Origin of the sequence: Candidatus Rickettsia colombianensi (genome assembly GCF_003664375.1) — a bacterium.
GTDB lineage: Bacteria > Pseudomonadota > Alphaproteobacteria > Rickettsiales > Rickettsiaceae > Rickettsia > Rickettsia tamurae.
Genome location: NZ_RAQN01000009.1, coordinates 113,580 through 136,200, shown reverse-complemented (window position 1 = coordinate 136,200; position 22,621 = coordinate 113,580). Strand labels below are relative to the sequence as shown.

Sequence of the window (22,621 nt, the reverse complement as noted above, 5' to 3'; positions counted from 1 at the left end):
GTTAAAAATCTGTTCCTTCAAATTTAATTCGCTTAAGTTAGTTTGTTGTTTAAATATATTCCAACAAAGTTGAACCAATATATATATTCTATTTTATATATCTCAAGATATGCACAAACTTGTAAAAAGCTCATTAAAGTTTCTTTTATTATTTTTAGCTTTCTCAGGTGATTTAGCTCCTAAAGTCTGTATATTATAGACTCTATCAAAAAGTTTTATAAGTGCCGTATTATATCTTTTCTGTTTAATTAATAGATTTAAGCTTTCTTCAGCAGTGATTTTCCCGTAAGGTTTAATTCTAGTTAGGCCCTATACATGTTTCGCTACCTCTGCTCCAAAAATGCCGTTAATCATTTCTTCAGTTAATTCTGTATCCTCAACAGTATCATGAAGTAAAGCATGGTCGTAAAAAGCTTAGGAACTTCTTCAGCTACAAACTCCGCAAGCATAATCGTCACCTCAATCGGATGAGAATAATAAGGATCACCTGATTGACGCATTTGAGAACCATGATATTTACGAGCGTAGTAAATGCCTTTTTTAACCTCCTCTATATCAATAGGATTTTTTACTTTAGTGTTTAATCTTCGAGTTTATCAAGTAATTTTTTAGCGTAAACGCATACTTCAAACTTTTTTTTCCAAGAGCTTATATCTTCCATAAAAGTTATTTTTTATTTTTGCTAATAATAGTTGATTACAATTAAAGCAAAACTTAAAAAATTGCAATAACAAGTAATTTTTTAACTTTAAATATATTAGTAACTTTTGGTTATTTTGTATTTTAGCAACTATCATTTTACTTTATTAGCTGCTTTAATTTCTACTTCCTCTTGTAATGTATACTTTGCTATTTTTTCCTCTACATTTGAAAAGTTAGCAAAAATAATAGCAAAAGTAATAAATAATGCGGAAAAGGGTTACAGTAGAATTCAGGAAGGTTCCGGCAAGATAAATTTAAAGGAGAGAGTACAAAATTCGCTTGTATCAAGCTTTATGAATTACGCTGTATATGAAAGATTCTAAAAACTCGTATGGATCAGGAAACTCATTCAGTGTCATATCGTGGCTTATTGACCACGATATAGCATTATTACGTGAATCAATTCATCCTATCATCCTAGCCGCTTGGCATTGTTGCGTGGATCGAATCCACTGTGTCACCCCAAAAACAATACAAAATACTAATAATTTTAGTATTTTTAACTGGATCCTAACCCATCTACGGTAGAGATATATTGTTAAAAAATTAAAAGATAAAATAGAAATCGCACCTAATTTAAGGTGATTTACTATACAACTATAATAAAGAACATGGGAATTTAGAAAAAGTAATAAAAAATGCTAAAATTTAGTATTTTTTTACTGGATTGTCTCGCCAATTACTTCGTAATTTTCCTGCAATGGCATTAAATTATTAACTAATATATACTTAGTTAGAAATGCCATTTCACAAAAGTACTGTCTTTCTTGATAGGTTTAACTATTGTAACATTTAAGACTGAAAAGCTTGAGTTTAAGCTTCATGCATTGTTTGATGTTTTCGTTGAAATACTAAAAACTTTTGATTGGTGGGCGATGACGGACTCGAACCGCCGACACTCTCGGTGTAAACGAGATACTCTACCAGCTGAGCTAATCGCCCATATTTTTTATTAATTAGTAAAATAACATTATTTATAATTAATAAGAAGTATATATAAATAATTTAGCAAAATTTTATTAGTTTTTGCTTTTAAATTACCTATAAAGTGTTATTTACTTTCATTCAAACTTTTTATTTGTCTTGATAATCTGCTGATTTTCCTTGAGGCGGTATTTAATTTAATTATATTTTTTTTCACACCTTGCATTATTTTAGACTGAGCAACAGATAAAGCTAAGTTAGCATTTTCTTTATTACCAAGACTGATTTCATGTACAACTTTCTTTATAAAAGTTTTTATTGCACTAGATCTTTTTTTATTGATTAGAGTTCTTTTTACTGTTTGTCTAGCAGCTTTTTTTGCTGAAGAATGATTAGCCATTACCGAGTCCCTTATATTTTAATTTTTAATTCCTTCATTAGCATCTTGCTGTATATTTCCTTTAGCATTAATATCTCTATCTACAAATTCAATATATGCTATCGGTGCTAAATCACCATAACGGAATCCGGTTTTTATTATTCTAGTATAACCGCCAGGTCTATCTTTATATCTAGTACCTAAAATATTTATAAGCTTTTCTATTGCTTTTTTATCTTTTATTTTTGATAAAATGCTTCTTCTTACCATTAAATCAGCTTTTTTAGCTTTAGTAATTAGAGTTTCAATGTAAGGTCTTAATTCCTTAGCTTTTGGTAAAGTAGTTTTAATTTGTTCATGGGTTACAAGTGCTACAGCCATATTAGCGAGCATTGCTTGCCTATGACTACTTGTTACATTTAACTTTCTACCTTTAATTTTATGTCGCATTTTTATTAGTCCTTAATTATAAGAATCTTCATAACGTTTAGATAATTCTTGAATATTTTCCGGTGGCCAATCCGGTACATCCATACCGAATCTTAAATTAAATTTTGCCAATATTTCTTTAATCTCATTTAAAGATTTTCTACCGAAATTTGGAGTTCTCAGCATATCGGATTCCGTTCTTTTTACTAGATCCCCTATATATATTATATTATCATTTTTTAAACAATTTGCCGATCTAACCGATAATTCCAATTCATCAACTCTCTTAAGTAAATAAGGTGAAAACGGTAAAGCATCAGTTTTAACTTGCTTATCTTCTTCCTGTTCTTCAAAAGAAATAAATAATTGTAATTGCTCTTGTAAAATACGTGCAGCCAAACCTACAGCCATTTCAGGTAATAAATCACCGTTAGTTTCTACAAACATAATTAATTTATCATAGTCAGTAACCTGACCTACCCTAGTATTTTCTACCTTATAAGTAACACTCTTTACTGGGTTAAATAAAGCATCTATAGCTATTTCACCAATAGGTAAATTATCCTCATAACTATTTGTGCTAAGTACATATCCTTTACCAACCTTACAAGTTAATTCCATTTCAAGCTGCTTGTTCTTAGCTAGATTACAAATTACATGATCCGGATTCAGTATTTCTACATCATGACCTGTTTCAATCATACCGGCCGTTACAACACAAGGTCCTGTTGCTTTTAATTTCATGATACGTTTTTCTGCAACATGCATTTTTACTTCAATACCTTTAATGTTTAAAATCACTCCCGATACATCTTCTTTTACACCGGGTATAGAAGAAAATTCATGTTCTATAGCAGGGATCTTTATAGAAGTGATAGCTGCTCCTTGTAAAGAAGAAAGTAATACTCTTCTCATAGCATTACCGAGTGTTAAACCAAAACCTCTTTCTAAAGGTTCAACTACAATTTTAGCTTTATTATTGGTTTCCGGAAAATTTTCATAAGCGACTTTATTCGGCTTTATTAAAGTATTCCAATTTTTACTTAACGATAACATTTAATACCTATCTCTTATACTCTTCTTCTTTTTGGTGGTCTTACTCCATTATGAGCAATTGACGATACATCTAAAATTGACGTAACCACAAAATTTTGCCCGAATAAAGCTCTCATTGCTGATTCACGCTGAGCTCCCGGTCCTCCAATCCTAATAGAAATAGTTTTTAGACCATATTCTTTTGCTTTTTCCGACGCTCTATCAATTGTTACTTGAGCTGCATAAGGTGTTGCTTTTCTTGCCCCTTTAAACCCATTACCTCCTGCCGATGCAGAAGAAATAGTATTACCTTGGATATCAGTAAATGTTACTATAGTATTATTAAATGATGCTCGGATATGCACAACACCAAGAGTGATAGTTTTTTTCTTTTTCTTAACTTTAACCGTCTGATTCATTATTTTTTATACTCTATACTTAAACTATTATTTTACAGCTTTTTTCTTTCCAGCTATCGCAATAGCTTTACCTTTTCTAGTTCGAGCATTAGAATGAGTGTTCTGTCCTCTCACCGGCAACTTACGTATATGTCTAAGCCCTTGATAACATCTTATATCTTTCTTTTTCTTAATATTAAGCGTAACTTCTCGTCTTAAATCACCCTCAACTTTATACTCGCTTTCAATAATATTACGTAAGCTTATTAACTCTTGATCCGTAAGTTCTTTAACTTTTTTATCTTTCGATATTTTTGCTTTATTACAGATCTCTGCTGCTATAGTAGGTCCAAGACCGTAAATGTAAGTTAAACTCACAACTAAACGTTTATTATCGGGAATATTAACACTTGCAATTCTTGCCACAAATAATCTCCAAAATTTTACTGGTAACTAGAAAATAATATAAAAATCTTTAATAAAGTCAATTTATTTTTAGTATTTTCTGTATATCAATTTCTATTTCTTGTTCATTTTTACTTCCATTAACTATATAAAAATTACCACTATTTTTATAATAATCTATTAACGGATATGTTTCTGTTTTATATACTTCAATTCTTTTTTTTATTACTTCTTCATTGTCGTCTTTTCTATAATCAAATGTACTTGAACCGCAAACATCACATACATTATCAGTTTTAGGCTGCAAGAAGTAACTATTATATATTTTACCGCAATTTTTACAACTATATCTTCCTAAAACTCTTTTAATTAATAATTCATCTGAAACATCAAAATATATTATTTTAATTTTTTCTTTAATAAATAATTCAAAGAATTTCGCTTGCTCTAAATTACGCGGATATCCATCTAATATATAGCCGTTTTTATATTCAGAGGATAATAAAAAATTTTTGATTACTTGATTAACTATTTCATTAGGGATAAGCTCCCCTTGCTTAACATAATTATTAATTAACTCAGCTTCACTAGTTGATGTTTTAATAATTGTTCTAAATATATCACCGATTGCTATATGTGGTACATCAATTTTTTTAGCTATCTTTTGTCCTTGTGTTCCCTTTCCAGCTCCTGGAGGACCTAAAAAAATTACTATCACTATTTAAGCTCATTTTTAATTTTTTAATTTTACTTTCTTCATTAAACCTTCATACTTACTACTAAATAAGTAAGTTTGAATCTGAGTCATAGTATCAAGTACCACGTTCACTACAATTAAAAAACTCGTACCTCCTAAAGAAAGAGAGATTACATACTTATTCATTAATAGCTCCGGAATTACACATATTACACTTAAATATATCCCACCTATAACCGTAAGCCTTGTAAGTATATAATCAAAATAATCAGACGTATTTTTCCCTGGTCTTTTACCCGGAATATAAGCACCGTATTTTCTCAAATTATTAGCAGCTTCTTCAGAATTAAATACTATTGCAGTATAAAAAAAACTAAAAAACATAATTAATGCTACATACAATAAAATATATACGGGTTTTCCATGCCCTAAGTAATAAGTAAGCATGCCCATAGTTTCTGAATTACTATTAGAAAAATTAGCAAGCGTAGCAGGAAATAGTAAAATTGAACTAGCAAATATTGGAGGTATTACACCAGAAGTATTTAACTTGAGAGGCATATGCGTTGCTTCTCCTCCATAAATTTTATTTCCTACTTGTCTTTTAGGATACTGCACCAATAATTTTCTTTGGGCTTTTTCAAAAAATATAATTATAGCTATTAATACAACTACTCCAATACAAACAGCTATCGCTATTAAAGGCGATAATGCTCCTTTTCTTGATAATTCAAACATACTAATAATAGCACTAGGTACTCCCGAAATTATACCTATAAATATAATTAAAGACGTACCGTTACCTATTCCACGTTGTGTAATTTGTTCTCCTAACCACATTAATAGCATAGTACCTACAACCAAAGTAATTACGGTTGTAACTCTAAAGAAAAAACCCGCTAAAATTACTACAGGACCGGTATTTGTTACAATTGACTCTAAACTTATAGCAACTCCATAAGCCTGAAAAGAAGCAAGCAGAACCGTTAAATATCTCGATAGCTGATTTACTTTTCTTTTGCCGACTTCCCCTTCTTTTTTTAAATTTTCCAAAGGTTTATATGCAACTGACATTAATTGAATAATAATTGAGGCGGTAATATACGGCATAATTGCTAAAGCAAAAATGGACATTCTACCTAGCGACCCTCCGGATAGCATATTGAACATCCCGAGTATTCCGGACTGATTCTTTTCAGCCACACTACTTAAAGCAATTGAATCTATACCGGGTATAGGTATAAAAGACCCAAATCTACATACTATAAGAATGAGAATAGTAAAAACAATACGACTAACTAAATCATTACCGGATTTTTTAGAAAAATTCTGCCCCATATACTATAATAATTTTCCACCTGCTTTCTCGATTAAATCCTTAGCTTTAGAAGAATAAGCATCTAATTTTAATGATAGAGGAGAAGCGAAATTATCACTACAAATAGACAATAATTTCACTAATTTCTTATTATTTTTATTATTAACTACTCCAGCTTCTACCAATTTTTCTTTCGTAATAGTATCATCAGCACTTAAACGCCCATCGGCTAATGCTTCTTCAATATTATAAATATTTATTATATTGTATTTTTTAGTTGAAATACAATTAAACCCTCTTTTAGGTAGTCTTTTGATCATAGGTGTTTGACCACCTTCAAAACCTTTTATTGCAACGCCGGATCTAGATTTTTGACCTTTAATTCCTCTACCGCCGGTTTTGCCTTTACCGCTACCAATACCGCGTGCTATTCTTTTCTTATTTTTTTTAGCACCTATATTATTAGGTAATTCATTTAATTTCATTTAAAAACTCTAATTACATATTTTCTATTTTTAACAAATGCTTTACTTTTTCAACCATCCCTTTGATTGAATTAGTATTTTCAAGAATAATGGTTTTATTAATTTTGTTTAAACCAAGCCCAACTAATGTCAATCTTTGATCATACTTACGACCTATAGCACTTTTAACTTGAGTAATTTTTATATTATTGATCTTATTATTCATAACTTCACCTTACTTATGCAACATTATTCATTAACTTGAATATCAGAAGATTTTACAGATATTTCATTTACTTTTTTATCTCTTCTCATAGCAATAGACTTTGGTGATGCAAGTTTATTTAATGCATCAAATGTTGCAGAAATCATTGCGTAAACATTCGTTGAACCTATTGATTTAGCAACAATATCATGAACGCCTAAAGAATCAAAAATTGCTCTCATAGATCCTCCGGCTATAACGCCTGTACCTGCTTTAGCTCTTCTTAAAATCACTTTAGCAGCTCCACTTTTACCCACAACATCATGGTGAATAGTCCTATTTTGATATAAAGGCACTTTTATCATTCTCTTTTTAGCGGCTTGTTTTGCCTTTCCTCGAGCTTCGTTTACTTCTTTAGCTTTTCCGTGTCCCGCTCCGACTCTGCTGACTTTATCACCGACAACTACATAAGCAGAAAAAGCAAATCTTCTACCGCCTTTTACTACTTTTGTAACTCTATTTACATCAACTAAAACTTCACTTAAAGTCTCTTCATTTGTTTTAACTTTAGACATTACTACAACCTTATAACCTAAAATTTTATTTTCTCTCTAGCTGCATCAGCTAGAGCTTTTACAACACCGTGATACTTATATCCGCCTCTATCAAATACTACTTCTTTTATCCCTGCAGAATCAGCTTTTTTTGCTATTTCTTCACCTACTTTGATAGCATTTTCAATATTACAATGAGATTTTTTTAATTTCTCATCTAAAGTTGAAGCAGAAGCAATCGTTATAGACTTAGAATCATCAATAATTTGTGCATATATATGTCTACCTGACTTAAATATCGATAATCTCACTCTATTAGATGTTTTAGATATTTTATGTCTTACTCTACTTCTTCTTTTTTCAAATTTTAGCTTAGCACTACGCATATTTAACTCTTAAATTTAATTTTTCTTACCTTCTTTACGCGGTATAAATTGATTTTCAAATTTAATCCCTTTTCCTTTATAAGGCTCAGGTGGTCTCTGTTTTATAATAATTGAAGCAAATTGTCCTAACTTTTCTTTATCTGTTCCCTCAAGAATAATAATATTTTGCTTAGGCACCTCTATTTTAATATCTGAAGGTATTTCAATTTTTGTATTATGGCTTTTAGCAAGCATTAAATTTAAATATTTACCTTTTATCATTGCCCTGTAACCGACTCCGTTAATTTCGAGTTTAAGCTTAAACCCTTCTTTAACGCCGGTAACCATATTTGATATTATGCTTCTTGCAGTACCCCACATAGCACGTGCATTTTTATTTGCGGCTAAAGGTTTTACTAAAAGCTTATTTTCTTCCAATGAAATTGCTATATTACCTTTAAAAGTTTTTGATAATTCGCCTTTAGGTCCGGATATTTTTACTTCTAAATCATTTAAACCAACTTTTACACCTTCAGGTATAGTAACCGGCAATTTTCCAACACGTGACATTTTTTTACCTTAAAATACTTTACAAATTACTTCGCCGCCGACATTTTTAATATGAGCTTCTCTATCAGACATAACACCGTAAGGAGTAGAAAGAATATATATACCCATATTATTATAATATCCTTTCAAATCTTTAATAGCAGAATATACTCTTTTTCCGGGCTTTGATACTCTATGAATTTCGCATATAGAAGCATCACCGTTAACAGAGTATTTTAAAGCTACTTCAGTATAACTAATATTATTTTTTTGAGTAGTTACATAATCTTTTATATAACCTTCTTTTTGTAAAACATCTAAAATTGAAGTTTTAATTTTAGAACTAGGAAAAGAAACATTTATTAATTTACTTTTATAAGCATTTCTAATTCTAGTTAACATATCTGCTACATTATCCGTCATTGACATATTATTTACCTATCGACTTTTACCAACTTGACTTAACTACACCAGGAACTAAGCCTCTACCTATTAATTCCCTAAGCTTATTCCTCGATATACCGAATTTTCTTGTAACACCTCTTGGTCTACCTGTAAGCTCACATCTATTTCTTATTCTAGTAGATGATGAATTTCTAGGTAATTGTGCAAGCGACATTACCAAAGAAAAACGCTCTTCTAATGAAATATTTTTATCATAAATTTTACTTTTTAACGCTAAACGTTTATTATGTAAACTTTGTGATTTTTTTTTCCTACTTTCGTTCTTTTTTATAGAACTTACTTTTGCCATTATATATATCCTAAAAATTAATTATAAAAAGGTAAATTAAACCCTGATAACAAAAACTTACTTTCTTTATCTGTTTTAGCAGATGTAACGATTGTAATATCCATACCCCTTATTGTATCGATTTTATCGTAATTAATTTCAGGAAAAACTATCTGCTCTTTTAATCCAAAAGTAAAATTTCCTTTACCATCAAAACTTTTATAAGAAAAACCACGAAATTCTTTAACACGAGGTAACGCAACAATTACTAGCCTTTCTAAAAAATCATACATTCTATCTTGACGTAATGTAACCTTGCAGCCTATTTTCATATTTTCGCGTAACTTAAAGGTTGCAATAGATTTTCTTGCTAACGTTACAACCGGCTTCTGAGCGGAAATCAAAGTAAGATCATTTACTGCATTATTAATTACTTTGGAATCGGCTATTGCTTCCCCTACTCCCATATTTATAACAATTTTCTTAATTTGCGGTATTTCGTGTTTATTTTTATAAGAAAATTCTTTTTGTAAGTATTCAATAATTTTTTGCTGATATAATTCTTTAAATCTTAACATTATTTACCTTCCTTACCGATAATTTCCCCTGATTTCTTTGCTACTCTAACCTTAGAACCGTCTTCTAAGAATTTAAAAGCTACTTTGGTAGGGTTACCAGTTTTTGGATCGATGTGTGCAATATTTGAGATATGTATAGGTAATTCTTTAGTTATTATCCCGCCTTCACTCATTTGATTAGGTTTAGTATGCTTTTTTACTAAATTTACTCCAGAAACAATTACTTTACTGTCCTCAGGAAAAACTTTTAATATTTTACCTTTTTTTCCTTTGTGCTTTCCGGTAATAACAACAACTTCATCACCTTTTTTTACTTTTAATTTAATCATTTATAACACTTCCTCTGCAAGCGACATTATTCTAACATATTTTTTCGCTCTAAGTTCTCTTGTAACAGGACCGAAAACTCTAGTACCGATAGGTTCATCTTGTTTATTCAAAAGCACTAATGCGTTTTTATCAAATTTTATTGTACTACCGTCAGGTCTTACTACTCCGGTTTTTGTACGAACAATCACGCCTTTATAAACATCACCCTTTTTAACCTTACCGCCGGGTATAGCTTCTTTAACAGATACAACTATAACATCACCCAGCTTTGCCACCATATGGTGAGAGCCACCTAAAACTTTAATACACATAACTTTTTTAGCACCGGAATTATCTGCAACTTCCAAGATGCTCTGCATTTGAATCATAAACTACTTCCAATTTTTTATACACGAGAGATAAAATAAACAATCTACCTTATAAAGTCAAAGATTAAAAAACTTTATTCCCCATTTACCACTACCCATGTTTTGGTTTTTGAGATAGGACGACTTTCAATTATACTAACTTTATCTCCTTCTTGATATTTATTTTCTGAATCATGAGCAGCATATTTTTTAGATACTTTCACGAATTTTTTATAAATAGGATGCTTAAACTTTCTTTCTACTTTTACTGTAACCGTCTTATCAGCTTTTGAACTTATAACCACGCCTTGTAACACTCTTTTCGGCATTTTAATATTCCTCACTATTAGATCTTTTTGTTAATTCAGTTTTAATACGTGCTATAGACTTTTTGACTAACGAAAACCTACTAGTATTTTTTAACTCACCTAAAGCTTGTTGAAATCTTAAATTAAACAATTCTTTCTTTAAAAGATTAAGGCTTTTACAAAGCTCTTCTATTGTTTCAATAGATAACTTACTTCTTAATAATTTCAAATCATTCATAACGTCTCACTATCCTTGTTCTAACAGGTAATTTTGCACTTGCAAGCTCCAAAGCTCTAAGTGCAACATTTTCTTCTACCCCTTCAATTTCAAACATAATTCTTCCAGGCGAAACTCTAACTGCAAAAAATTCAGGAGAACCTTTACCTTTACCCATTCTTACTTCGGCAGGCTTTTTAGAAACGGGAACATCCGGAAAAATGCGAATCCATAATCTTCCTTGCCTTTTCATACATCTAGTAGCAGCTTTTCTTCCTGCTTCTATTTGTCTTGCAGTAACACGCCAACCGTCTATAGATTTTAGACCAAATGATCCAAAAGCAAGCGTCGTACCTGCTTTTGCTTTTGAAGCAACTCTACCCTTATGAGCTTTTCTAAATTTTTGTTTTTTCGGAGCTAACATTTTAATACTTCAAATTAATTATATCTTTTATTTTCTGTATATTCACCTTTATAAATCCACACTTTAACCCCTATAACTCCATAAGTAGTTATAGCCTCAGCTGTTGAATAATCAATATCAGCTCTTAAAGTATGTAACGGCATTCTTCCTTCTATATACCACTCGGTTCTAGCAATTTCAGCACCTCCAAGTCGTCCTGAACAATTAACTCTTATACCTTGTCCACCTTGTTTAAATGAAGCCTGAATTGCTGTTTTCATGGCTTTTCTAAAAGAAACTCTTTTTTCAAGCTGTAGTGCTATAGTTTGAGCTACTATAGCAGCATCTATATTAAACTTTCTAACTTCGTGAATATTTATATAAACTTCTTTTAAAGAAGTCATTTTTTCGATAGCTTTTTTTAGCTTATTAATTTCACTACCGTTTCTACCAATAATGACATTTGGTTTTTTAGCATTAATATTAATTATAATACTTTTATTAGAAGGACGTTCGATTAAAACTCTGCTAATTTGAGCTTGATTAAAACCCTTATTTATTAAATTCCTAATTTTTAAATCTTGTATAAAAAGAGTTTTATAATGTTTTTCTGCATATAATACGGAATCCCAACCTTTAATTAAAGTCGGTCCAACTCTAAAACCATGTGCACAAACTTTCTGCCCCATTTTAATTATCCTCTTTTTCTGTAACAGTTATATAAAGATTACTAAAAAACTTATTTATTCTAGTTGCTCTTCCTTTTGCTCTTGGCATAACTCTTTTCATTACTAAAGCCTTACCTACAGTCGCTTTAGTAATAACCAATCTATCTATATCTAGACCTAAATTATTTTCAGCATTTGCAACAGCAGATTGTAAACAATCTTTTACAACTTTTGCAATTCTTTTAGGAGAAAAAGTTAATTGTACCAATGCTTCAGATACTTTCATATTTCTAATAAAGGCTGCAACTAAATTTAGCTTCCTTGGGCTTACTCTAATAGATTTAGCTTTTGCCGTAGCAAAATTTTTATTTTCCTGTACCATATAAATCTTTACTTTCTTTTGACTTTTTTATCTACTCCATGACCGTGAAATGTTCTAGTAGGAGCAAATTCACCTAATTTTCTTCCAACCATTTCTTCATTTACAGAAACCGGAATAAATTTATTTCCATTATGAACAGAAAAGGTAAACCCTACAAAAATAGGCAAAATCGTTGATCTTCTAGACCAAGTTTTAATCATTTCAGATTTACCTAATTCCATTAATTTTTGAACTTTCTTTATTAAATAACCGTCTACAAAAGGCCCTTTCCATATTGAACGTGCCATACTAATACCTAATTAATTTAAAATCTATTTTCTTTTCTTTATGATAAATTTTGAAGTACGTTTATTTTTACGTGTCTTCTTACCCTTTGTTGGGAATCCCCAAGGAGTAACAGGATGGCGTCCTCCTGAAGTTTTACCTTCACCACCGCCATGAGGGTGATCTACAGGATTCATTGCTACACCTCTAACATGCGGTCTCCAACCGAGCCATCTATTTCTACCTGCTTTGCCTAAATTAATATTTTTTTGATCCGGGTTAGATATACTACCTATAGTAGCTTTACAATCTAAAGGTACTAACCTAAATTCACCTGATCTTAATTTAATCTGAGCATATCCTGAATCTTTACCTACTAGATCTACTGAAGTACCTGCAGATCTTGCAATTTGGCCACCCTTACCGACTTTCATTTCAACATTATGTAAAGTAGTACCGATAGGAATAAATTTTAAAGGTAAACAATTTCCTATTTTTATATCAGCATCTCGACTTGATATTACTTTATCACCTACAGATAATTTTTGCGGTGCTAGAATATAAGAATATTCCCCGTCTTCATATTTTATTAAAGCAATAAAAGCAGTTCTATTAGGGTCATACTCTATTCTTTCAACAATAGCAGAAATATCTATTTTATTTCTTTTAAAATCAATAACACGATATAATTTTTTATGTCCTCCACCTCTGTGCCAAGAAGTAATTCTACCTTGATTATTTCGTCCACCGGTTTTAGATATACCTTTAGTCAAAGATTTTAAAGGTCTGCCTTTCCATAAACTAGTTTTATCAACTTGAACTAGCTCTCTAAGAGAAGGAGTAATTGGATTAAAGTTTTTTAAAGCCATTTATTTAATTCCTCCGGCAAAATCGATATTATGGTCTTTTTCTAATGTAACAATAGCTTTCTTTCTATTGATTTGAGTCCCTATAATTCCTTTAAATCTTTTCTTCTTACCTTTAACGTTTAAAATATTCACTTTTTTTACTTTTACTTTAAATATTTCTTCCACAGCCTTTTTAACGGTAAGTTTTTCAGCAAATTTATCTACATAAAAAGCGTATTTATTTTGTTCCGAAAGGGTTGTAGTTTTTTCTGTAATAATAGGTTTTCTAATTAAATCGTAGTATTTATAAGAACTCATCTTAACCTCTTTTCTAAAACGCTCACTGCTTCTTGTGATAATAAGACATATTCATGTCGTATTATATCATAAACATTTGCTCCTATTTGCGGAACAATCATAGTATTATAAATATTTTTTGCAGCTAAAGAAAAATTAATATCTACTTCATTTCCGTCTATTACAAAGAAACTTTTTCCTTGAAACTTGTTTAATATATTTACAAGAGCAGAAGTTTTAGGCTTATCTAGCTTTAAAGAATCTATTATTAATAATTTTCCTTCAGCGAACTTCTCGGATAAAGCATGAATTAAACCAAGTTTTCGTACTTTTTTAGGTAATTTTGTTGCATGACTACGTACTCTAGGTCCGTGAGCTACACCACCACCACGCATCTGTACCGATCTAATGGAGCCTTGTCTTGCATTACCTGTACCTTTTTGCTTAAAAGGTTTTTTTGTGGTTCCTGATACTTCTGATACTGTTTTAGTTTTGTGGTTACCGGACATTGCTTTAGCTCTCTGCCAATCAATAACCTGCTTTATTATATCATCTCTGATAAATTCAACAGCAAATATATCTTCATTTAAGCTAATCTCACCAACTTCTTCATTAGCAAAACTTAATATTTTAGTTTTCATCTTTATTTAACCTTATACAGTCTTATATAAAACTTTTATATAAATAATATTGCATGGCGTTTTGTTAATTTAATAATCTTTAACCTCAACAAACATGTCTAAATATCTATTATCAGTTATTGAAACCTTTTTTATTGCATCTTTTACTGAAAGATACGAATTTTTGTGACCGGGTATACTACCCTGAATCATAATAAGCTTACGCTCTTTATCAACGGCAAATATTTTCAAATTTTGAATAGTAACTTGGTTATATCCCATATGACCGGCCATTTTTTTGCCTTTGAAAACCTTTCCTGGATCTTGTCTTTGTCCTGTAGAACCGTGCGAACGATGGGATATAGAAACACCGTGAGAAGCTTCAAGACCTCTAAAATTATGTCTTTTCATACTACCGGCAAACCCTTTACCTATAGTAGTTGCTGTTATATCCACAAATTGTCCTGCCGTAAAATGATCTACTTCTAGACTTGCTGCTATATCAATAAAATTCTCTTCAGAAATTCTAAATTCTTTTAATTTAGTTTTAGGAGATATTTTAGCATTAGCAAAAACTTGTTTCATAGGTTTGGTTACTCTAGAGATTTTTTTATCTTTTACACCTATAACCAAAGCATTATATCCATGTTTTTCTAGAGTTTTATGCCCTACTACTTGACAATCATCAACTTTTACTAATGTTAAAGAAATTCTTTCTCCTTTATCATTAAAAACACTAGTCATCCCAATTTTTTGAGCAATTATACCGGTTCTCATTTATTCCCCACTCTCTAATTCAATCACTACATCGACACCTGCTGCTAAATCAACTTTACTTAAAGCATCAACAACCGCCGGATTCGGATCATCTATAACTAATAATCTTTTATGCTTTCTAATTTCAAATTGTTCTCTTGACTTCTTATGTACATGAGGAGACCTATTTACGGTAAATCTTTCAATTTTTCTAGGTAAAGGAATAGGACCATTAATGTTAGCAAATGTTCTTTTAACAACACTAACTATCTCTTTTGTAGCTTGATCAAGACTACGATGATCAAATGATTTTAAACGAATTTTGATTTTATTTTTCATTCAGTAAACCTAATATTTAAACAGCAAGATGTTTGTAGACATATTCCCAAACTTCACTTTTAGAGGTAATTTGTACGTCGAGCCGGTATTCGAATCCTCATGTACTTTTATGTACACTGCGGTTCTGCGTTCCGTGTCTTCTTCAAATTCCTCTCTATAAGCCGGTTCAGAAAGATGTCTATTACATCTTAAAATATAAATACCTATTATTAAAAAATAATAGGTATTTATAAAATTAATTATTTATTTTAGTTACTACGCCGGCCCCCACTGTTCTACCACCTTCACGTATAGAGAATTTTAACCCTTCCTGCATAGCAATCGGTTTAATTAATTCCACTGTAAAAGTAGCATTATCTCCAGGCATAACCATCTGCTTATCAGCAGGCAATTTTATTGTACCAGTAACGTCTGTTGTTCTAAAATAGAACTGCGGACGATAGTCATTAGTAAATGGGGTATGACGCCCACCTTCTTCTTTACTAAGCACATACACTTCAGCTTCAAACTTATCATGCGGTTTTATGCTACCAGGTTTTGCGAGAACTTGTCCTCTTTCAACTTCTTCTCTTTTTGTACCGCGTAGTAATATACCGACATTATCTCCGGCTTGTCCTTCATCAAGTAATTTTCTGAACATTTCTACACCGGTACAGGTAGTTTTTTGTGTATCTTTTAGACCGACTATTTCAATTTCCTCACCTACCTTAATTATTCCTGACTCTACTCTACCGGTTACAACAGTACCTCTTCCTGAAATAGAGAACACATCTTCTATTGGCATTAAGAAAGGTTTATCCGTAGCTCTTACAGGCTGCGGTATATAGCTATCTACTGCATCCATTAACTCATTAATAGCTTTTTCACCTTCAGGCTTTCCTTCTAAAGCTTGAAGTGCAGAACCTTTAATAATAGGTATTTCATCACCTAGGAAACCATATTTTGATAATAATTCCCTTACTTCCATCTCTACTAGTTCTAATAGATCAGGATCATCCACCATATCTACTTTATTTAAGAATACTACCATAGCAGGTACACCTACCTGTTTTGCTAGTAATATATGCTCTCTAGTTTGCGGCATAGGACCATCAGCAGCAGAAACTACTAATATTGCACCGTCCATCTGAGCAGCACCGGTTATCATGTTCTTTACATAGTCAGCGTGTCCCGGACAATCTACGTGTGCATAGTGTCTATTTTTAGTCTCATATTCTACGTGTGCAGTAGAAATAGTTATACCTCTTTCTTTTTCTTCAGGAGCAGCATCAATTTGATCATACGCTGTAGCTTTTGCTCCACCTGTCTTAGCAAGTACTATAGTTATTGCTGCCGTTAAGGAAGTTTTACCGTGATCTACGTGACCGATCGTACCTATATTAACGTGCGGTTTAGTTCGTTCAAATTTTGCTTTTGCCATATTATTACTCTCTACAATTTTTTAGGTTTAATACAAGTTAATTTTGTATAAGTGCATTTTTTTGCTAAATTTATTTGTTACCACTATCTCTGGAGCGGGTGATGGGAATCGAACCCACACAACCAGCTTGGAAGGCTGGAACTCTACCATTGAGCTACACCCGCATTGTGGCACTGTTAATAAAATAATTTCAAAGCTATTTTGTTAACAATGCTATATCAATTTTATTCAGATTTATAAATATACACAATTATGTTTTATTTTTAAATAAAATTAAACATAATATACATGAAATCTTTTAAAATAAAATGATATGCTTCCCTGAACCATTTAAGTGGTGGAGGGAGAAGGATTTGAACCTTCGAACGCTTACGCGGGCAGATTTACAGTCTGCTGCCATTGACCACTCGGCCACCCCTCCTAAAGAACTTTACTGTATTAAATAGACTAATTCACTGTAAAATACAATATGTAATTAGTATTAGGACTTAATAAAACTTCTTGCCGAATCATCAAATAAACAAATAGCAGCTTGCACATTTATTTAGTTGTAACTTTCTATAATAAATAGTAGTTTCTGTCAAGAACAAATTACTGACGGTTTTCAATAAGATGCAAAATAAAAAACTTGATTCTAAAAATTGTTATTATATGTATGGGAAACATCCTGTATTTTCTGCTCTAAATAATCCAAAACGTCAAATTGAAAATATTTTATGCACTAGGGAAATTTTTGATACAAACAAAAAATTAATAGGTACTAGATCTTATGAAATTGTTAATAACGATATTTTATCTAAATTACTGGAAAACCAAACACATCAAGGAATAGCTGCAAAAGTTAGACCAATTTTTTCTTACAATCTAGAGGACATAGATATAAAAAACCCAAAATGTAAAATTGCGATTCTTGATCAAATAACAGATACACAAAATATTGGAGCAATTATTCGTAGTGCTGCTGCTTTTGATATAAATGCTATAATATTACCTCAAGATAATTCTCCGAATGAAAGCGGCGGCATTGCTAAAGCGGCTTGCGGTACTTTAGAATTAATACCTATAATTAAAGTTACTAACTTACGCTCATGTATGAATTATCTTAAAAAACACAGCTTTTGGATTATAGGCCTAACAGGTTCTGCAAATGACTACTTTACCGATAAATTAATTTCCGACAAAATAGCATTAGTATTTGGCTCAGAAGATAAAGGCATGCGAAGATTAGTCGAAGAAACATGTGATTATTTAGCCAAAATCCCTATTTCTAAGAGAGTAGAAAGTCTTAATGTATCAAATGCCGCTTCTATAATTTTTCATTCATTACATAAATAATATTTTTAATAAATCAAATATTGTTTTTTATTTACTTCGATATAAATATTTAGTCTACTAAAATTAAAGTCATAAACTTTTATTATATCAATTAATTTGAGAGAAAAGTCATGAAAAGGGGACCAAATGAATAAATTATCGAGAGTTTTGAAAAGCAATTAGACATATTTATAAATGAACTTACAGAAGAAGAGATAACAACGGCTATATTAAACAATTTTTTTGATAAAGTGATAAATAACCTCAAGAATGAAAGATTAATTAATAATACTATATTTGATATATATCAAGGTAAAGCAGTAATTACTAAACCTATATATTCCAATTATATAGAATCTTCCGAACCTAAATATAACGAACATTGGCAAAAATTTTATAGTTTTAATCGTAATCTTATGATAGAAAGCACATTAGTATTTATTGCTAAGAATCTAAAAAAAGCTTCTTTAACAGACAAATTATATTATAGCTTTGCTAAATTAGCCAAGCAATTAGACTTGAATGCAGTAAGTGATCATTTTATGAAAAAAATAGATAATTATATAACATTTAACAATTTATGAAAAATTACAGAACCGAAAGCGATTCTTTTGGAGAAATTCAAATAGAAGAAAAATTTTATTGGGGGGCTCAAACTCAAAGATCTTTAGAAAGTTTTAAAATAGGCAAGCAAAAAATGCCTGAAATTTTAATTCGTGCTCTTGCTATTTTAAAAAAATGTACAGCACAGGTTAATCATGAGCTTGGTGATTTAGAAGCTAAAATAGCTACAAGTATCGATAAAGCCACGGATAGAATCTTAGAAGGTGAATTTGAGGATAATTTTCCTTTAGTAGTTTGGCAAACAGGTTCAGGTACACAAACAAACATGAATATGAACGAGGTTATTGCCTCTATTGCTAATGAAGAATTAACAAGCAAGAAAGGCGGCAAATCTCCAGTACATCCTAACGATCATGTTAATAAAGGACAATCATCCAACGACTCTTTTCCAACCGCTATGCATATAGCAACCGTACTTGCAACTAAACAGCAACTTATACCGGCTTTGAATAATTTATTTACCTCTTTGCAAGACAAGTCAAAAGATTGGGATAAAATCATAAAAATAGGACGTACCCACTTGCAGGATGCAACTCCTTTAACTCTTAAACAGGAATTCTCCGGATATATTACACAAATAGAGTATGCTTTAGAACGCATAGAAGATGCACTAAAAAAAGTTTATCTACTTGCTCAAGGTGGAACAGCAGTCGGCACAGGTATTAACTCAAAAATAGGCTTTGATATAAAACTTGCTGAGAAAGTGGCAGAGTTTACTAAACAACCCTTTAAGACGGCTCCTAATAAATTTGAAAGTCTAGCTGCCCATGACGCACTAGTAGAATTTTCAGGAACTCTTAATACTATAGCAGTTAGCTTAATGAAAATAGCAAATGATATAAGACTGCTCGGCTCCGGTCCAAGATGCGGTCTTGGTGAGCTGCATTTACCTGAGAATGAACCTGGTTCTTCGATTATGCCCGGTAAAGTAAACCCTACACAAGTCGAAGCTTTAACAATGGTGTGCAGTCAGGTGATGGGAAATCATGTTACGGTTACTATTGCCGGCTCAAACGGGCATCTTGAACTTAACGTATTTAAACCCGTAATAATATACAATATCCTACAATCTATAGAGCTGTTATCCGATAGCGTAAATAGCTTTGTTACTCACTGTGTTAAAGGATTAGAACCCAATATAGCACGCATTAATGATTTACGTGATAAATCGCTAATGCTTGTTACAGCTCTTAATCCGCATATCGGCTATGATAATGCCGCAAAAATTGCTAAAGAAGCACATAAGCACCAGATCACTTTAAAAGAAGCAGCTAAAAAACTCACTCTTTTATCCGAAGAAGAGTTTGATAAAATAGTAGTACCTGAAAAAATGGTTGGTCAATCCTAGATTTTAGATAAAGATATTAGTTTAAACTATTAATATTACTGTACAAAATCTTATAAATTAGGATAATATTAAATTAGTCTATTTATTATATTATCTATTTAATGTTATCCTAATGTGAAACAAAATTTATCTAATCAAATTAACCTACTCGAAGCAAAAACTCATTTCTCAAACCTCATACAACGTGTGCAAGACGGAGAGCAAATTACCATTTGTAAGCATAATACGCCGGTTGCCAAAATTATACCTATAACTCAAAAGCCTAAAATGGATAATATAGTAGAAAAATTCGTTGAATTTAGTAAGGGTAAAACATTAGCTCCTTCCTTATACTATTAAAGAGCTTAGAGATGAAGGTAGAAGATGAATAACCGCTCTTTTATATTTAGACTGCTAATTATTGTATGAAGCATGGAGCTACAGTACCATATCTTTGGAAACTTGAAATAACTAATACACTATTAGTATCAGAAAAACGTAATAGATTACATATAGCAGATACAGTTAAATTTATAGATTTATATAATTCTATCCCCCTTAATATATCAAATTTTAATTTTTCCATACATAAAATTATACAAACTGCAAGAGCCAACAATCTTACTGCATATGATACAACTTATTTATTAACTGCCATGCATGAAGGGCTTCCTATGGCCACTAACGATAAAGCATTAATCAAAGCATGTCATAATAACGTCATTCCGCTATTATATAGTGAATTAACTTAAATTACGGACAATTTCTATATCATCTTTTAATTTTTTAAAAACATATATACTCGTTTAATTTGAAAAATTGGCGTCGTCTACCTACTTTTCATTTATTATAAGTATACCGTAAATGGATTAGCATTAGCGGTATTCGCTATGCCCTTAAAAAAATAAAATATTTCTTATAAATCATCCCTAATTCAAGTTAATTCACTATAAAAGAAAATAATCCACATTTTTCATAAAAAGTTTATGGAAATTTCTAAATCTTTTATTATACTTAAACATTAATTATATAAAATAAAAGATTCTCATGGTTTTAAATATAAAAGCTCCTGAAAATATAGTATTAAAGCCGACCATTACGGTTTTCGGCGTTGGGGGTGCAGGTAGTAATGCAGTAAATAATATGATTATTGCTAATCTGCAAGGTGCTAATTTTGTAGTAGCTAATACTGATGCACAATCGCTTGAACATTCTTTATGCACCAACAAAATACAACTCGGTGTTTCTACGACTAGAGGTCTTGGGGCAGGAGCTTCTCCTGAGGTTGGAGCACTTGCTGCTCAAGAATCAGAAAGCGAAACTCGTAGTTACCTAGAAAATAGCAATATGGTATTTATTACGGCAGGTATGGGCGGTGGTACAGGTACCGGTTCTGCACCGGTTATTGCACGCATTGCTAAAGAACTAGGCATCCTTACGGTTGGGGTAGTAACTAAACCTTTCCATTTTGAAGGCGGTCATCGTATGAAAACTGCCGATAAAGGACTTATTGAATTACAGCAATTCGTTGATACTTTAATTGTAATACCGAACCAAAATCTATTCCGTATTGCTAATGAACAAACGACGTTTGCCGATGCTTTCAAAATGGCAGATGACGTATTGCATGCCGGCGTTAGAGGAGTAACGGATTTAATGATTATGCCGGGACTTATTAATCTTGATTTTGCTGATATTAAAGCAGTAATGAGCGAAATGGGTAAAGCAATGATGGGCACGGGTGAAGCTAGTGGCGAAGATAGAGCTATTAAAGCGGCAGAATCTGCAATTTCAAATCCGCTGCTAGATCATAGCTCAATGTGCGGTGCAAGAGGTGTATTAATCAATATTACCGGTGGTTCCGACATGACCTTATTTGAAGTTGACAACGCTGCTAATAGAATTAGAGAAGAAGTAGATAACCTTGATGCTAATATTATTTTCGGTTCAACATTTAATCCGGAACTAAAAGGAATTATCAGAGTATCGGTTGTTGCTACCGGTATTGATGCCGATAAAGTACCGACATATAAACCCGCAATAGCTGAAACTACCAATACAGTTCCTGAAGAAACTTATTCAGGAATTTCTTCTAATGAAGCTATAGCACAACCTACACAAATAGAAGAAATTCCTGATTTTAACAGCTACAGTACCGAAAATATTGAAATTACCGACTCTCCAATGAATCAAAATTTTATCGGAAATGAAAAAGAGCTCGGGTTACATGCAAATACTTTCAACAAATCTGAAGATGACTCACCAAAACCATCATTTTTAGGAAAAATATGGGGTTCTCTGCGTGCTTCAAATAATCAAACTTTAAAACGCAAAAACGTTGTTGTTAGTACTCTAGATCAAGATAATAAAGAATCTGATATTCATGAAATACCGGCTTTTTTAAGAAAGAAACGGGATTAGA

General features: G+C 31.5%; 35 protein-coding genes, 3 tRNA genes and 2 pseudogenes. 7 read left to right on the top strand and 33 right to left on the bottom strand.

Going from position 1 to position 22,621, the window contains the following annotated elements; translation table 11 throughout:
• Positions 1 to 32: 32 nt before the first annotated feature.
• Positions 33 to 661, bottom strand: a pseudogene (locus D6968_RS05885) (HD domain-containing protein).
• Between the two features lie 350 nt (positions 662 to 1,011).
• Between D6968_RS05885 and D6968_RS04970 the strand changes: the two are divergent.
• Entirely contained in the window at positions 1,012 to 1,230 is a 219-nt protein-coding gene (locus D6968_RS04970) for a hypothetical protein (protein ID WP_146624402.1), read from the top strand.
• A 338-nt stretch (positions 1,231 to 1,568) separates the two neighbouring features.
• Here D6968_RS04970 and D6968_RS03200 read toward each other — a convergent pair.
• The 32 genes from D6968_RS03200 to D6968_RS03040 form a co-directional block, all read right to left on the bottom strand.
• A tRNA-Val gene (locus tag D6968_RS03200) sits at positions 1,569 to 1,644 on the bottom strand.
• 109 nt (positions 1,645 to 1,753) lie between these two features.
• Complete coding sequence (rpsT, locus tag D6968_RS03195) at positions 1,754 to 2,026, bottom strand: 30S ribosomal protein S20 (RefSeq protein ID WP_014365557.1); 273 nt, start codon at positions 2,024 to 2,026, stop codon at positions 1,754 to 1,756.
• 18 nt (positions 2,027 to 2,044) lie between these two features.
• A complete protein-coding gene (gene rplQ, locus D6968_RS03190; protein WP_121543340.1) occupies positions 2,045 to 2,455 on the bottom strand; it encodes a 50S ribosomal protein L17 in 411 nt (136 codons plus the stop codon).
• Positions 2,456 to 2,467: 12 nt separating this feature from the next.
• Complete coding sequence (locus D6968_RS03185) at positions 2,468 to 3,490, bottom strand: DNA-directed RNA polymerase subunit alpha (RefSeq protein WP_121543338.1); 1,023 nt, start codon at positions 3,488 to 3,490, stop codon at positions 2,468 to 2,470.
• A 14-nt stretch (positions 3,491 to 3,504) separates the two neighbouring features.
• Positions 3,505 to 3,888 (bottom strand): 30S ribosomal protein S11, encoded by a 384-nt coding sequence (gene rpsK / locus D6968_RS03180; protein ID WP_008580920.1) that lies wholly within the window; start codon positions 3,886 to 3,888, stop codon positions 3,505 to 3,507.
• Positions 3,889 to 3,915: 27 nt separating this feature from the next.
• Positions 3,916 to 4,293 (bottom strand): 30S ribosomal protein S13, encoded by a 378-nt coding sequence (gene rpsM / locus D6968_RS03175; RefSeq protein WP_121543336.1) that lies wholly within the window; start codon positions 4,291 to 4,293, stop codon positions 3,916 to 3,918.
• Between the two features lie 58 nt (positions 4,294 to 4,351).
• On the bottom strand, positions 4,352 to 4,990 hold the full coding sequence (locus tag D6968_RS03170; protein ID WP_121543334.1) for an adenylate kinase: 639 nt from the start codon (positions 4,988 to 4,990) through the stop codon (positions 4,352 to 4,354).
• A gap of 15 nt (positions 4,991 to 5,005) precedes the next feature.
• Positions 5,006 to 6,307: a preprotein translocase subunit SecY gene (secY, locus tag D6968_RS03165; RefSeq protein ID WP_121543332.1), complete on the bottom strand. Its 1,302-nt coding sequence runs from the start codon at positions 6,305 to 6,307 to the stop codon at positions 5,006 to 5,008.
• Between the two features lie 3 nt (positions 6,308 to 6,310).
• Positions 6,311 to 6,772, bottom strand: a complete 462-nt coding sequence (gene rplO, locus D6968_RS03160; RefSeq protein WP_121543330.1) for a 50S ribosomal protein L15 — start codon at positions 6,770 to 6,772, stop codon at positions 6,311 to 6,313.
• Between the two features lie 13 nt (positions 6,773 to 6,785).
• A complete protein-coding gene (rpmD, locus tag D6968_RS03155) occupies positions 6,786 to 6,977 on the bottom strand; it encodes a 50S ribosomal protein L30 (protein WP_121543328.1) in 192 nt (63 codons plus the stop codon).
• Positions 6,978 to 7,000: 23 nt separating this feature from the next.
• Positions 7,001 to 7,531, bottom strand: coding sequence for a 30S ribosomal protein S5 (gene rpsE / locus D6968_RS03150; protein WP_121543326.1), 531 nt, complete (start codon positions 7,529 to 7,531; stop codon positions 7,001 to 7,003).
• Positions 7,532 to 7,548: 17 nt separating this feature from the next.
• A complete protein-coding gene (rplR, locus tag D6968_RS03145) occupies positions 7,549 to 7,896 on the bottom strand; it encodes a 50S ribosomal protein L18 (protein ID WP_121543324.1) in 348 nt (115 codons plus the stop codon).
• Positions 7,897 to 7,911: 15 nt separating this feature from the next.
• Positions 7,912 to 8,445, bottom strand: coding sequence for a 50S ribosomal protein L6 (rplF, locus tag D6968_RS03140; RefSeq protein WP_121543322.1), 534 nt, complete (start codon positions 8,443 to 8,445; stop codon positions 7,912 to 7,914).
• A gap of 9 nt (positions 8,446 to 8,454) precedes the next feature.
• On the bottom strand, positions 8,455 to 8,853 hold the full coding sequence (gene rpsH / locus D6968_RS03135; protein WP_011270641.1) for a 30S ribosomal protein S8: 399 nt from the start codon (positions 8,851 to 8,853) through the stop codon (positions 8,455 to 8,457).
• A gap of 19 nt (positions 8,854 to 8,872) precedes the next feature.
• Entirely contained in the window at positions 8,873 to 9,178 is a 306-nt protein-coding gene (gene rpsN / locus D6968_RS03130; RefSeq protein WP_008580947.1) for a 30S ribosomal protein S14, read from the bottom strand.
• A gap of 17 nt (positions 9,179 to 9,195) precedes the next feature.
• On the bottom strand, positions 9,196 to 9,735 hold the full coding sequence (gene rplE / locus D6968_RS03125) for a 50S ribosomal protein L5 (protein WP_121543320.1): 540 nt from the start codon (positions 9,733 to 9,735) through the stop codon (positions 9,196 to 9,198).
• On the bottom strand, positions 9,735 to 10,064 hold the full coding sequence (rplX, locus tag D6968_RS03120) for a 50S ribosomal protein L24 (protein ID WP_011270638.1): 330 nt from the start codon (positions 10,062 to 10,064) through the stop codon (positions 9,735 to 9,737). The genes rplE and rplX overlap by 1 nt, the downstream gene beginning before the upstream one ends.
• A complete protein-coding gene (gene rplN / locus D6968_RS03115; protein ID WP_008580952.1) occupies positions 10,065 to 10,433 on the bottom strand; it encodes a 50S ribosomal protein L14 in 369 nt (122 codons plus the stop codon). It abuts the gene before it with no gap.
• Positions 10,434 to 10,507: 74 nt separating this feature from the next.
• Positions 10,508 to 10,741, bottom strand: a complete 234-nt coding sequence (gene rpsQ / locus D6968_RS03110) for a 30S ribosomal protein S17 (RefSeq protein ID WP_004997812.1) — start codon at positions 10,739 to 10,741, stop codon at positions 10,508 to 10,510.
• Position 10,742: 1 nt separating this feature from the next.
• On the bottom strand, positions 10,743 to 10,958 hold the full coding sequence (rpmC, locus tag D6968_RS03105) for a 50S ribosomal protein L29 (protein ID WP_121543318.1): 216 nt from the start codon (positions 10,956 to 10,958) through the stop codon (positions 10,743 to 10,745).
• On the bottom strand, positions 10,951 to 11,361 hold the full coding sequence (gene rplP, locus D6968_RS03100; RefSeq protein ID WP_011270636.1) for a 50S ribosomal protein L16: 411 nt from the start codon (positions 11,359 to 11,361) through the stop codon (positions 10,951 to 10,953). The genes rpmC and rplP overlap by 8 nt, the downstream gene beginning before the upstream one ends.
• 14 nt (positions 11,362 to 11,375) lie before the next feature.
• Complete coding sequence (gene rpsC / locus D6968_RS03095; protein ID WP_121543316.1) at positions 11,376 to 12,029, bottom strand: 30S ribosomal protein S3; 654 nt, start codon at positions 12,027 to 12,029, stop codon at positions 11,376 to 11,378.
• Between the two features lies 1 nt (position 12,030).
• A complete protein-coding gene (gene rplV / locus D6968_RS03090) occupies positions 12,031 to 12,390 on the bottom strand; it encodes a 50S ribosomal protein L22 (protein ID WP_008580961.1) in 360 nt (119 codons plus the stop codon).
• Positions 12,391 to 12,398: 8 nt separating this feature from the next.
• The gene (rpsS, locus tag D6968_RS03085) at positions 12,399 to 12,677 is read right to left on the bottom strand and encodes a 30S ribosomal protein S19 (protein WP_121543314.1); all 279 of its coding nucleotides are present in this window, start codon (positions 12,675 to 12,677) and stop codon (positions 12,399 to 12,401) included.
• Between the two features lie 24 nt (positions 12,678 to 12,701).
• The gene (rplB, locus tag D6968_RS03080; protein ID WP_121543312.1) at positions 12,702 to 13,523 is read right to left on the bottom strand and encodes a 50S ribosomal protein L2; all 822 of its coding nucleotides are present in this window, start codon (positions 13,521 to 13,523) and stop codon (positions 12,702 to 12,704) included.
• Entirely contained in the window at positions 13,524 to 13,820 is a 297-nt protein-coding gene (gene rplW, locus D6968_RS03075; protein WP_008580967.1) for a 50S ribosomal protein L23, read from the bottom strand.
• Positions 13,817 to 14,440 (bottom strand): 50S ribosomal protein L4, encoded by a 624-nt coding sequence (gene rplD / locus D6968_RS03070; protein WP_121543310.1) that lies wholly within the window; start codon positions 14,438 to 14,440, stop codon positions 13,817 to 13,819. The genes rplW and rplD overlap by 4 nt, the downstream gene beginning before the upstream one ends.
• A gap of 69 nt (positions 14,441 to 14,509) precedes the next feature.
• The gene (gene rplC / locus D6968_RS03065) at positions 14,510 to 15,196 is read right to left on the bottom strand and encodes a 50S ribosomal protein L3 (RefSeq protein WP_121543308.1); all 687 of its coding nucleotides are present in this window, start codon (positions 15,194 to 15,196) and stop codon (positions 14,510 to 14,512) included.
• Positions 15,197 to 15,514: a 30S ribosomal protein S10 gene (gene rpsJ, locus D6968_RS03060; protein WP_121543306.1), complete on the bottom strand. Its 318-nt coding sequence runs from the start codon at positions 15,512 to 15,514 to the stop codon at positions 15,197 to 15,199.
• Between the two features lie 235 nt (positions 15,515 to 15,749).
• The gene (gene tuf, locus D6968_RS03050) at positions 15,750 to 16,934 is read right to left on the bottom strand and encodes an elongation factor Tu (RefSeq protein WP_040256144.1); all 1,185 of its coding nucleotides are present in this window, start codon (positions 16,932 to 16,934) and stop codon (positions 15,750 to 15,752) included.
• Positions 16,935 to 17,024: 90 nt separating this feature from the next.
• Positions 17,025 to 17,098 (bottom strand) — tRNA-Gly (locus D6968_RS03045).
• Between the two features lie 171 nt (positions 17,099 to 17,269).
• Positions 17,270 to 17,355, bottom strand: a tRNA-Tyr gene (locus D6968_RS03040).
• A gap of 191 nt (positions 17,356 to 17,546) precedes the next feature.
• Here D6968_RS03040 and rlmB point away from each other — a divergent pair.
• The 6 genes and pseudogenes from rlmB to ftsZ all read left to right on the top strand — a co-directional run bounded on the left by rlmB (position 17,547) and on the right by ftsZ (position 22,620).
• A complete protein-coding gene (rlmB, locus tag D6968_RS03035; RefSeq protein ID WP_121543302.1) occupies positions 17,547 to 18,269 on the top strand; it encodes a 23S rRNA (guanosine(2251)-2'-O)-methyltransferase RlmB in 723 nt (240 codons plus the stop codon).
• A gap of 134 nt (positions 18,270 to 18,403) precedes the next feature.
• Complete coding sequence (locus D6968_RS03030) at positions 18,404 to 18,832, top strand: hypothetical protein (protein WP_245969251.1); 429 nt, start codon at positions 18,404 to 18,406, stop codon at positions 18,830 to 18,832.
• Positions 18,829 to 20,220 carry a class II fumarate hydratase gene (gene fumC, locus D6968_RS03025; protein ID WP_121543300.1) on the top strand — a complete coding sequence of 464 codons (1,392 nt, stop codon included), beginning with the start codon at positions 18,829 to 18,831 and terminating at the stop codon, positions 20,218 to 20,220. Before D6968_RS03030 ends, fumC begins: the two co-directional genes overlap by 4 nt.
• A gap of 114 nt (positions 20,221 to 20,334) precedes the next feature.
• Positions 20,335 to 20,587 (top strand): annotated as a pseudogene (locus tag D6968_RS03020) (type II toxin-antitoxin system Phd/YefM family antitoxin).
• Positions 20,588 to 20,624: 37 nt separating this feature from the next.
• Positions 20,625 to 20,951, top strand: coding sequence for a type II toxin-antitoxin system VapC family toxin (locus D6968_RS05880; RefSeq protein WP_245969189.1), 327 nt, complete (start codon positions 20,625 to 20,627; stop codon positions 20,949 to 20,951).
• 295 nt (positions 20,952 to 21,246) lie between these two features.
• The gene (gene ftsZ, locus D6968_RS03010) at positions 21,247 to 22,620 is read left to right on the top strand and encodes a cell division protein FtsZ (protein ID WP_121543298.1); all 1,374 of its coding nucleotides are present in this window, start codon (positions 21,247 to 21,249) and stop codon (positions 22,618 to 22,620) included.
• Position 22,621: the final 1 nt, after the last annotated feature.

Bases quoted from the DNA above. Each gene is read 5' to 3' on its own strand.
- rplP (WP_011270636.1), bottom strand. From the start codon at position 11,361: ATGTTAGCTCCGAAAAAACAAAAATTTAGAAAAGCTCATAAGGGTAGA.
- rplN (WP_008580952.1), bottom strand. From the start codon at position 10,433: ATGATTCAAATGCAGAGCATCTTGGAAGTTGCAGATAATTCCGGTGCT.
- rpsQ (WP_004997812.1), bottom strand. From the start codon at position 10,741: ATGCCGAAAAGAGTGTTACAAGGCGTGGTTATAAGTTCAAAAGCTGAT.
- D6968_RS04970 (WP_146624402.1), top strand. From the start codon at position 1,012: ATGAAAGATTCTAAAAACTCGTATGGATCAGGAAACTCATTCAGTGTC.
- rplW (WP_008580967.1), bottom strand. From the start codon at position 13,820: ATGAGTTCTTATAAATACTACGATTTAATTAGAAAACCTATTATTACA.
- rplF (WP_121543322.1), bottom strand. From the start codon at position 8,445: ATGTCACGTGTTGGAAAATTGCCGGTTACTATACCTGAAGGTGTAAAA.
- rpsE (WP_121543326.1), bottom strand. From the start codon at position 7,531: ATGTCTAAAGTTAAAACAAATGAAGAGACTTTAAGTGAAGTTTTAGTT.
- tuf (WP_040256144.1), bottom strand. From the start codon at position 16,934: ATGGCAAAAGCAAAATTTGAACGAACTAAACCGCACGTTAATATAGGT.
- rlmB (WP_121543302.1), top strand. From the start codon at position 17,547: ATGCAAAATAAAAAACTTGATTCTAAAAATTGTTATTATATGTATGGG.
- rplV (WP_008580961.1), bottom strand. From the start codon at position 12,390: ATGGTACAGGAAAATAAAAATTTTGCTACGGCAAAAGCTAAATCTATT.
- rpsN (WP_008580947.1), bottom strand. From the start codon at position 9,178: ATGGCAAAAGTAAGTTCTATAAAAAAGAACGAAAGTAGGAAAAAAAAA.
- rplR (WP_121543324.1), bottom strand. From the start codon at position 7,896: ATGCGTAGTGCTAAGCTAAAATTTGAAAAAAGAAGAAGTAGAGTAAGA.
- rplC (WP_121543308.1), bottom strand. From the start codon at position 15,196: ATGAGAACCGGTATAATTGCTCAAAAAATTGGGATGACTAGTGTTTTT.
- secY (WP_121543332.1), bottom strand. From the start codon at position 6,307: ATGGGGCAGAATTTTTCTAAAAAATCCGGTAATGATTTAGTTAGTCGT.
- rplX (WP_011270638.1), bottom strand. From the start codon at position 10,064: ATGATTAAATTAAAAGTAAAAAAAGGTGATGAAGTTGTTGTTATTACC.
- rpsJ (WP_121543306.1), bottom strand. From the start codon at position 15,514: ATGAAAAATAAAATCAAAATTCGTTTAAAATCATTTGATCATCGTAGT.
- ftsZ (WP_121543298.1), top strand. From the start codon at position 21,247: ATGGTTTTAAATATAAAAGCTCCTGAAAATATAGTATTAAAGCCGACC.
- rpsK (WP_008580920.1), bottom strand. From the start codon at position 3,888: ATGAATCAGACGGTTAAAGTTAAGAAAAAGAAAAAAACTATCACTCTT.
- rplQ (WP_121543340.1), bottom strand. From the start codon at position 2,455: ATGCGACATAAAATTAAAGGTAGAAAGTTAAATGTAACAAGTAGTCAT.
- rpsS (WP_121543314.1), bottom strand. From the start codon at position 12,677: ATGGCACGTTCAATATGGAAAGGGCCTTTTGTAGACGGTTATTTAATA.
- rplE (WP_121543320.1), bottom strand. From the start codon at position 9,735: ATGTTAAGATTTAAAGAATTATATCAGCAAAAAATTATTGAATACTTA.
- rplB (WP_121543312.1), bottom strand. From the start codon at position 13,523: ATGGCTTTAAAAAACTTTAATCCAATTACTCCTTCTCTTAGAGAGCTA.
- fumC (WP_121543300.1), top strand. From the start codon at position 18,829: ATGAAAAATTACAGAACCGAAAGCGATTCTTTTGGAGAAATTCAAATA.
- rpmD (WP_121543328.1), bottom strand. From the start codon at position 6,977: ATGAATAATAAGATCAATAATATAAAAATTACTCAAGTTAAAAGTGCT.
- rpmC (WP_121543318.1), bottom strand. From the start codon at position 10,958: ATGAATGATTTGAAATTATTAAGAAGTAAGTTATCTATTGAAACAATA.
- rpsH (WP_011270641.1), bottom strand. From the start codon at position 8,853: ATGTCAATGACGGATAATGTAGCAGATATGTTAACTAGAATTAGAAAT.
- D6968_RS05880 (WP_245969189.1), top strand. From the start codon at position 20,625: ATGAAGCATGGAGCTACAGTACCATATCTTTGGAAACTTGAAATAACT.
- rplO (WP_121543330.1), bottom strand. From the start codon at position 6,772: ATGAAATTAAATGAATTACCTAATAATATAGGTGCTAAAAAAAATAAG.
- rpsC (WP_121543316.1), bottom strand. From the start codon at position 12,029: ATGGGGCAGAAAGTTTGTGCACATGGTTTTAGAGTTGGACCGACTTTA.
- rpsT (WP_014365557.1), bottom strand. From the start codon at position 2,026: ATGGCTAATCATTCTTCAGCAAAAAAAGCTGCTAGACAAACAGTAAAA.
- rplD (WP_121543310.1), bottom strand. From the start codon at position 14,440: ATGAAAACTAAAATATTAAGTTTTGCTAATGAAGAAGTTGGTGAGATT.
- D6968_RS03185 (WP_121543338.1), bottom strand. From the start codon at position 3,490: ATGTTATCGTTAAGTAAAAATTGGAATACTTTAATAAAGCCGAATAAA.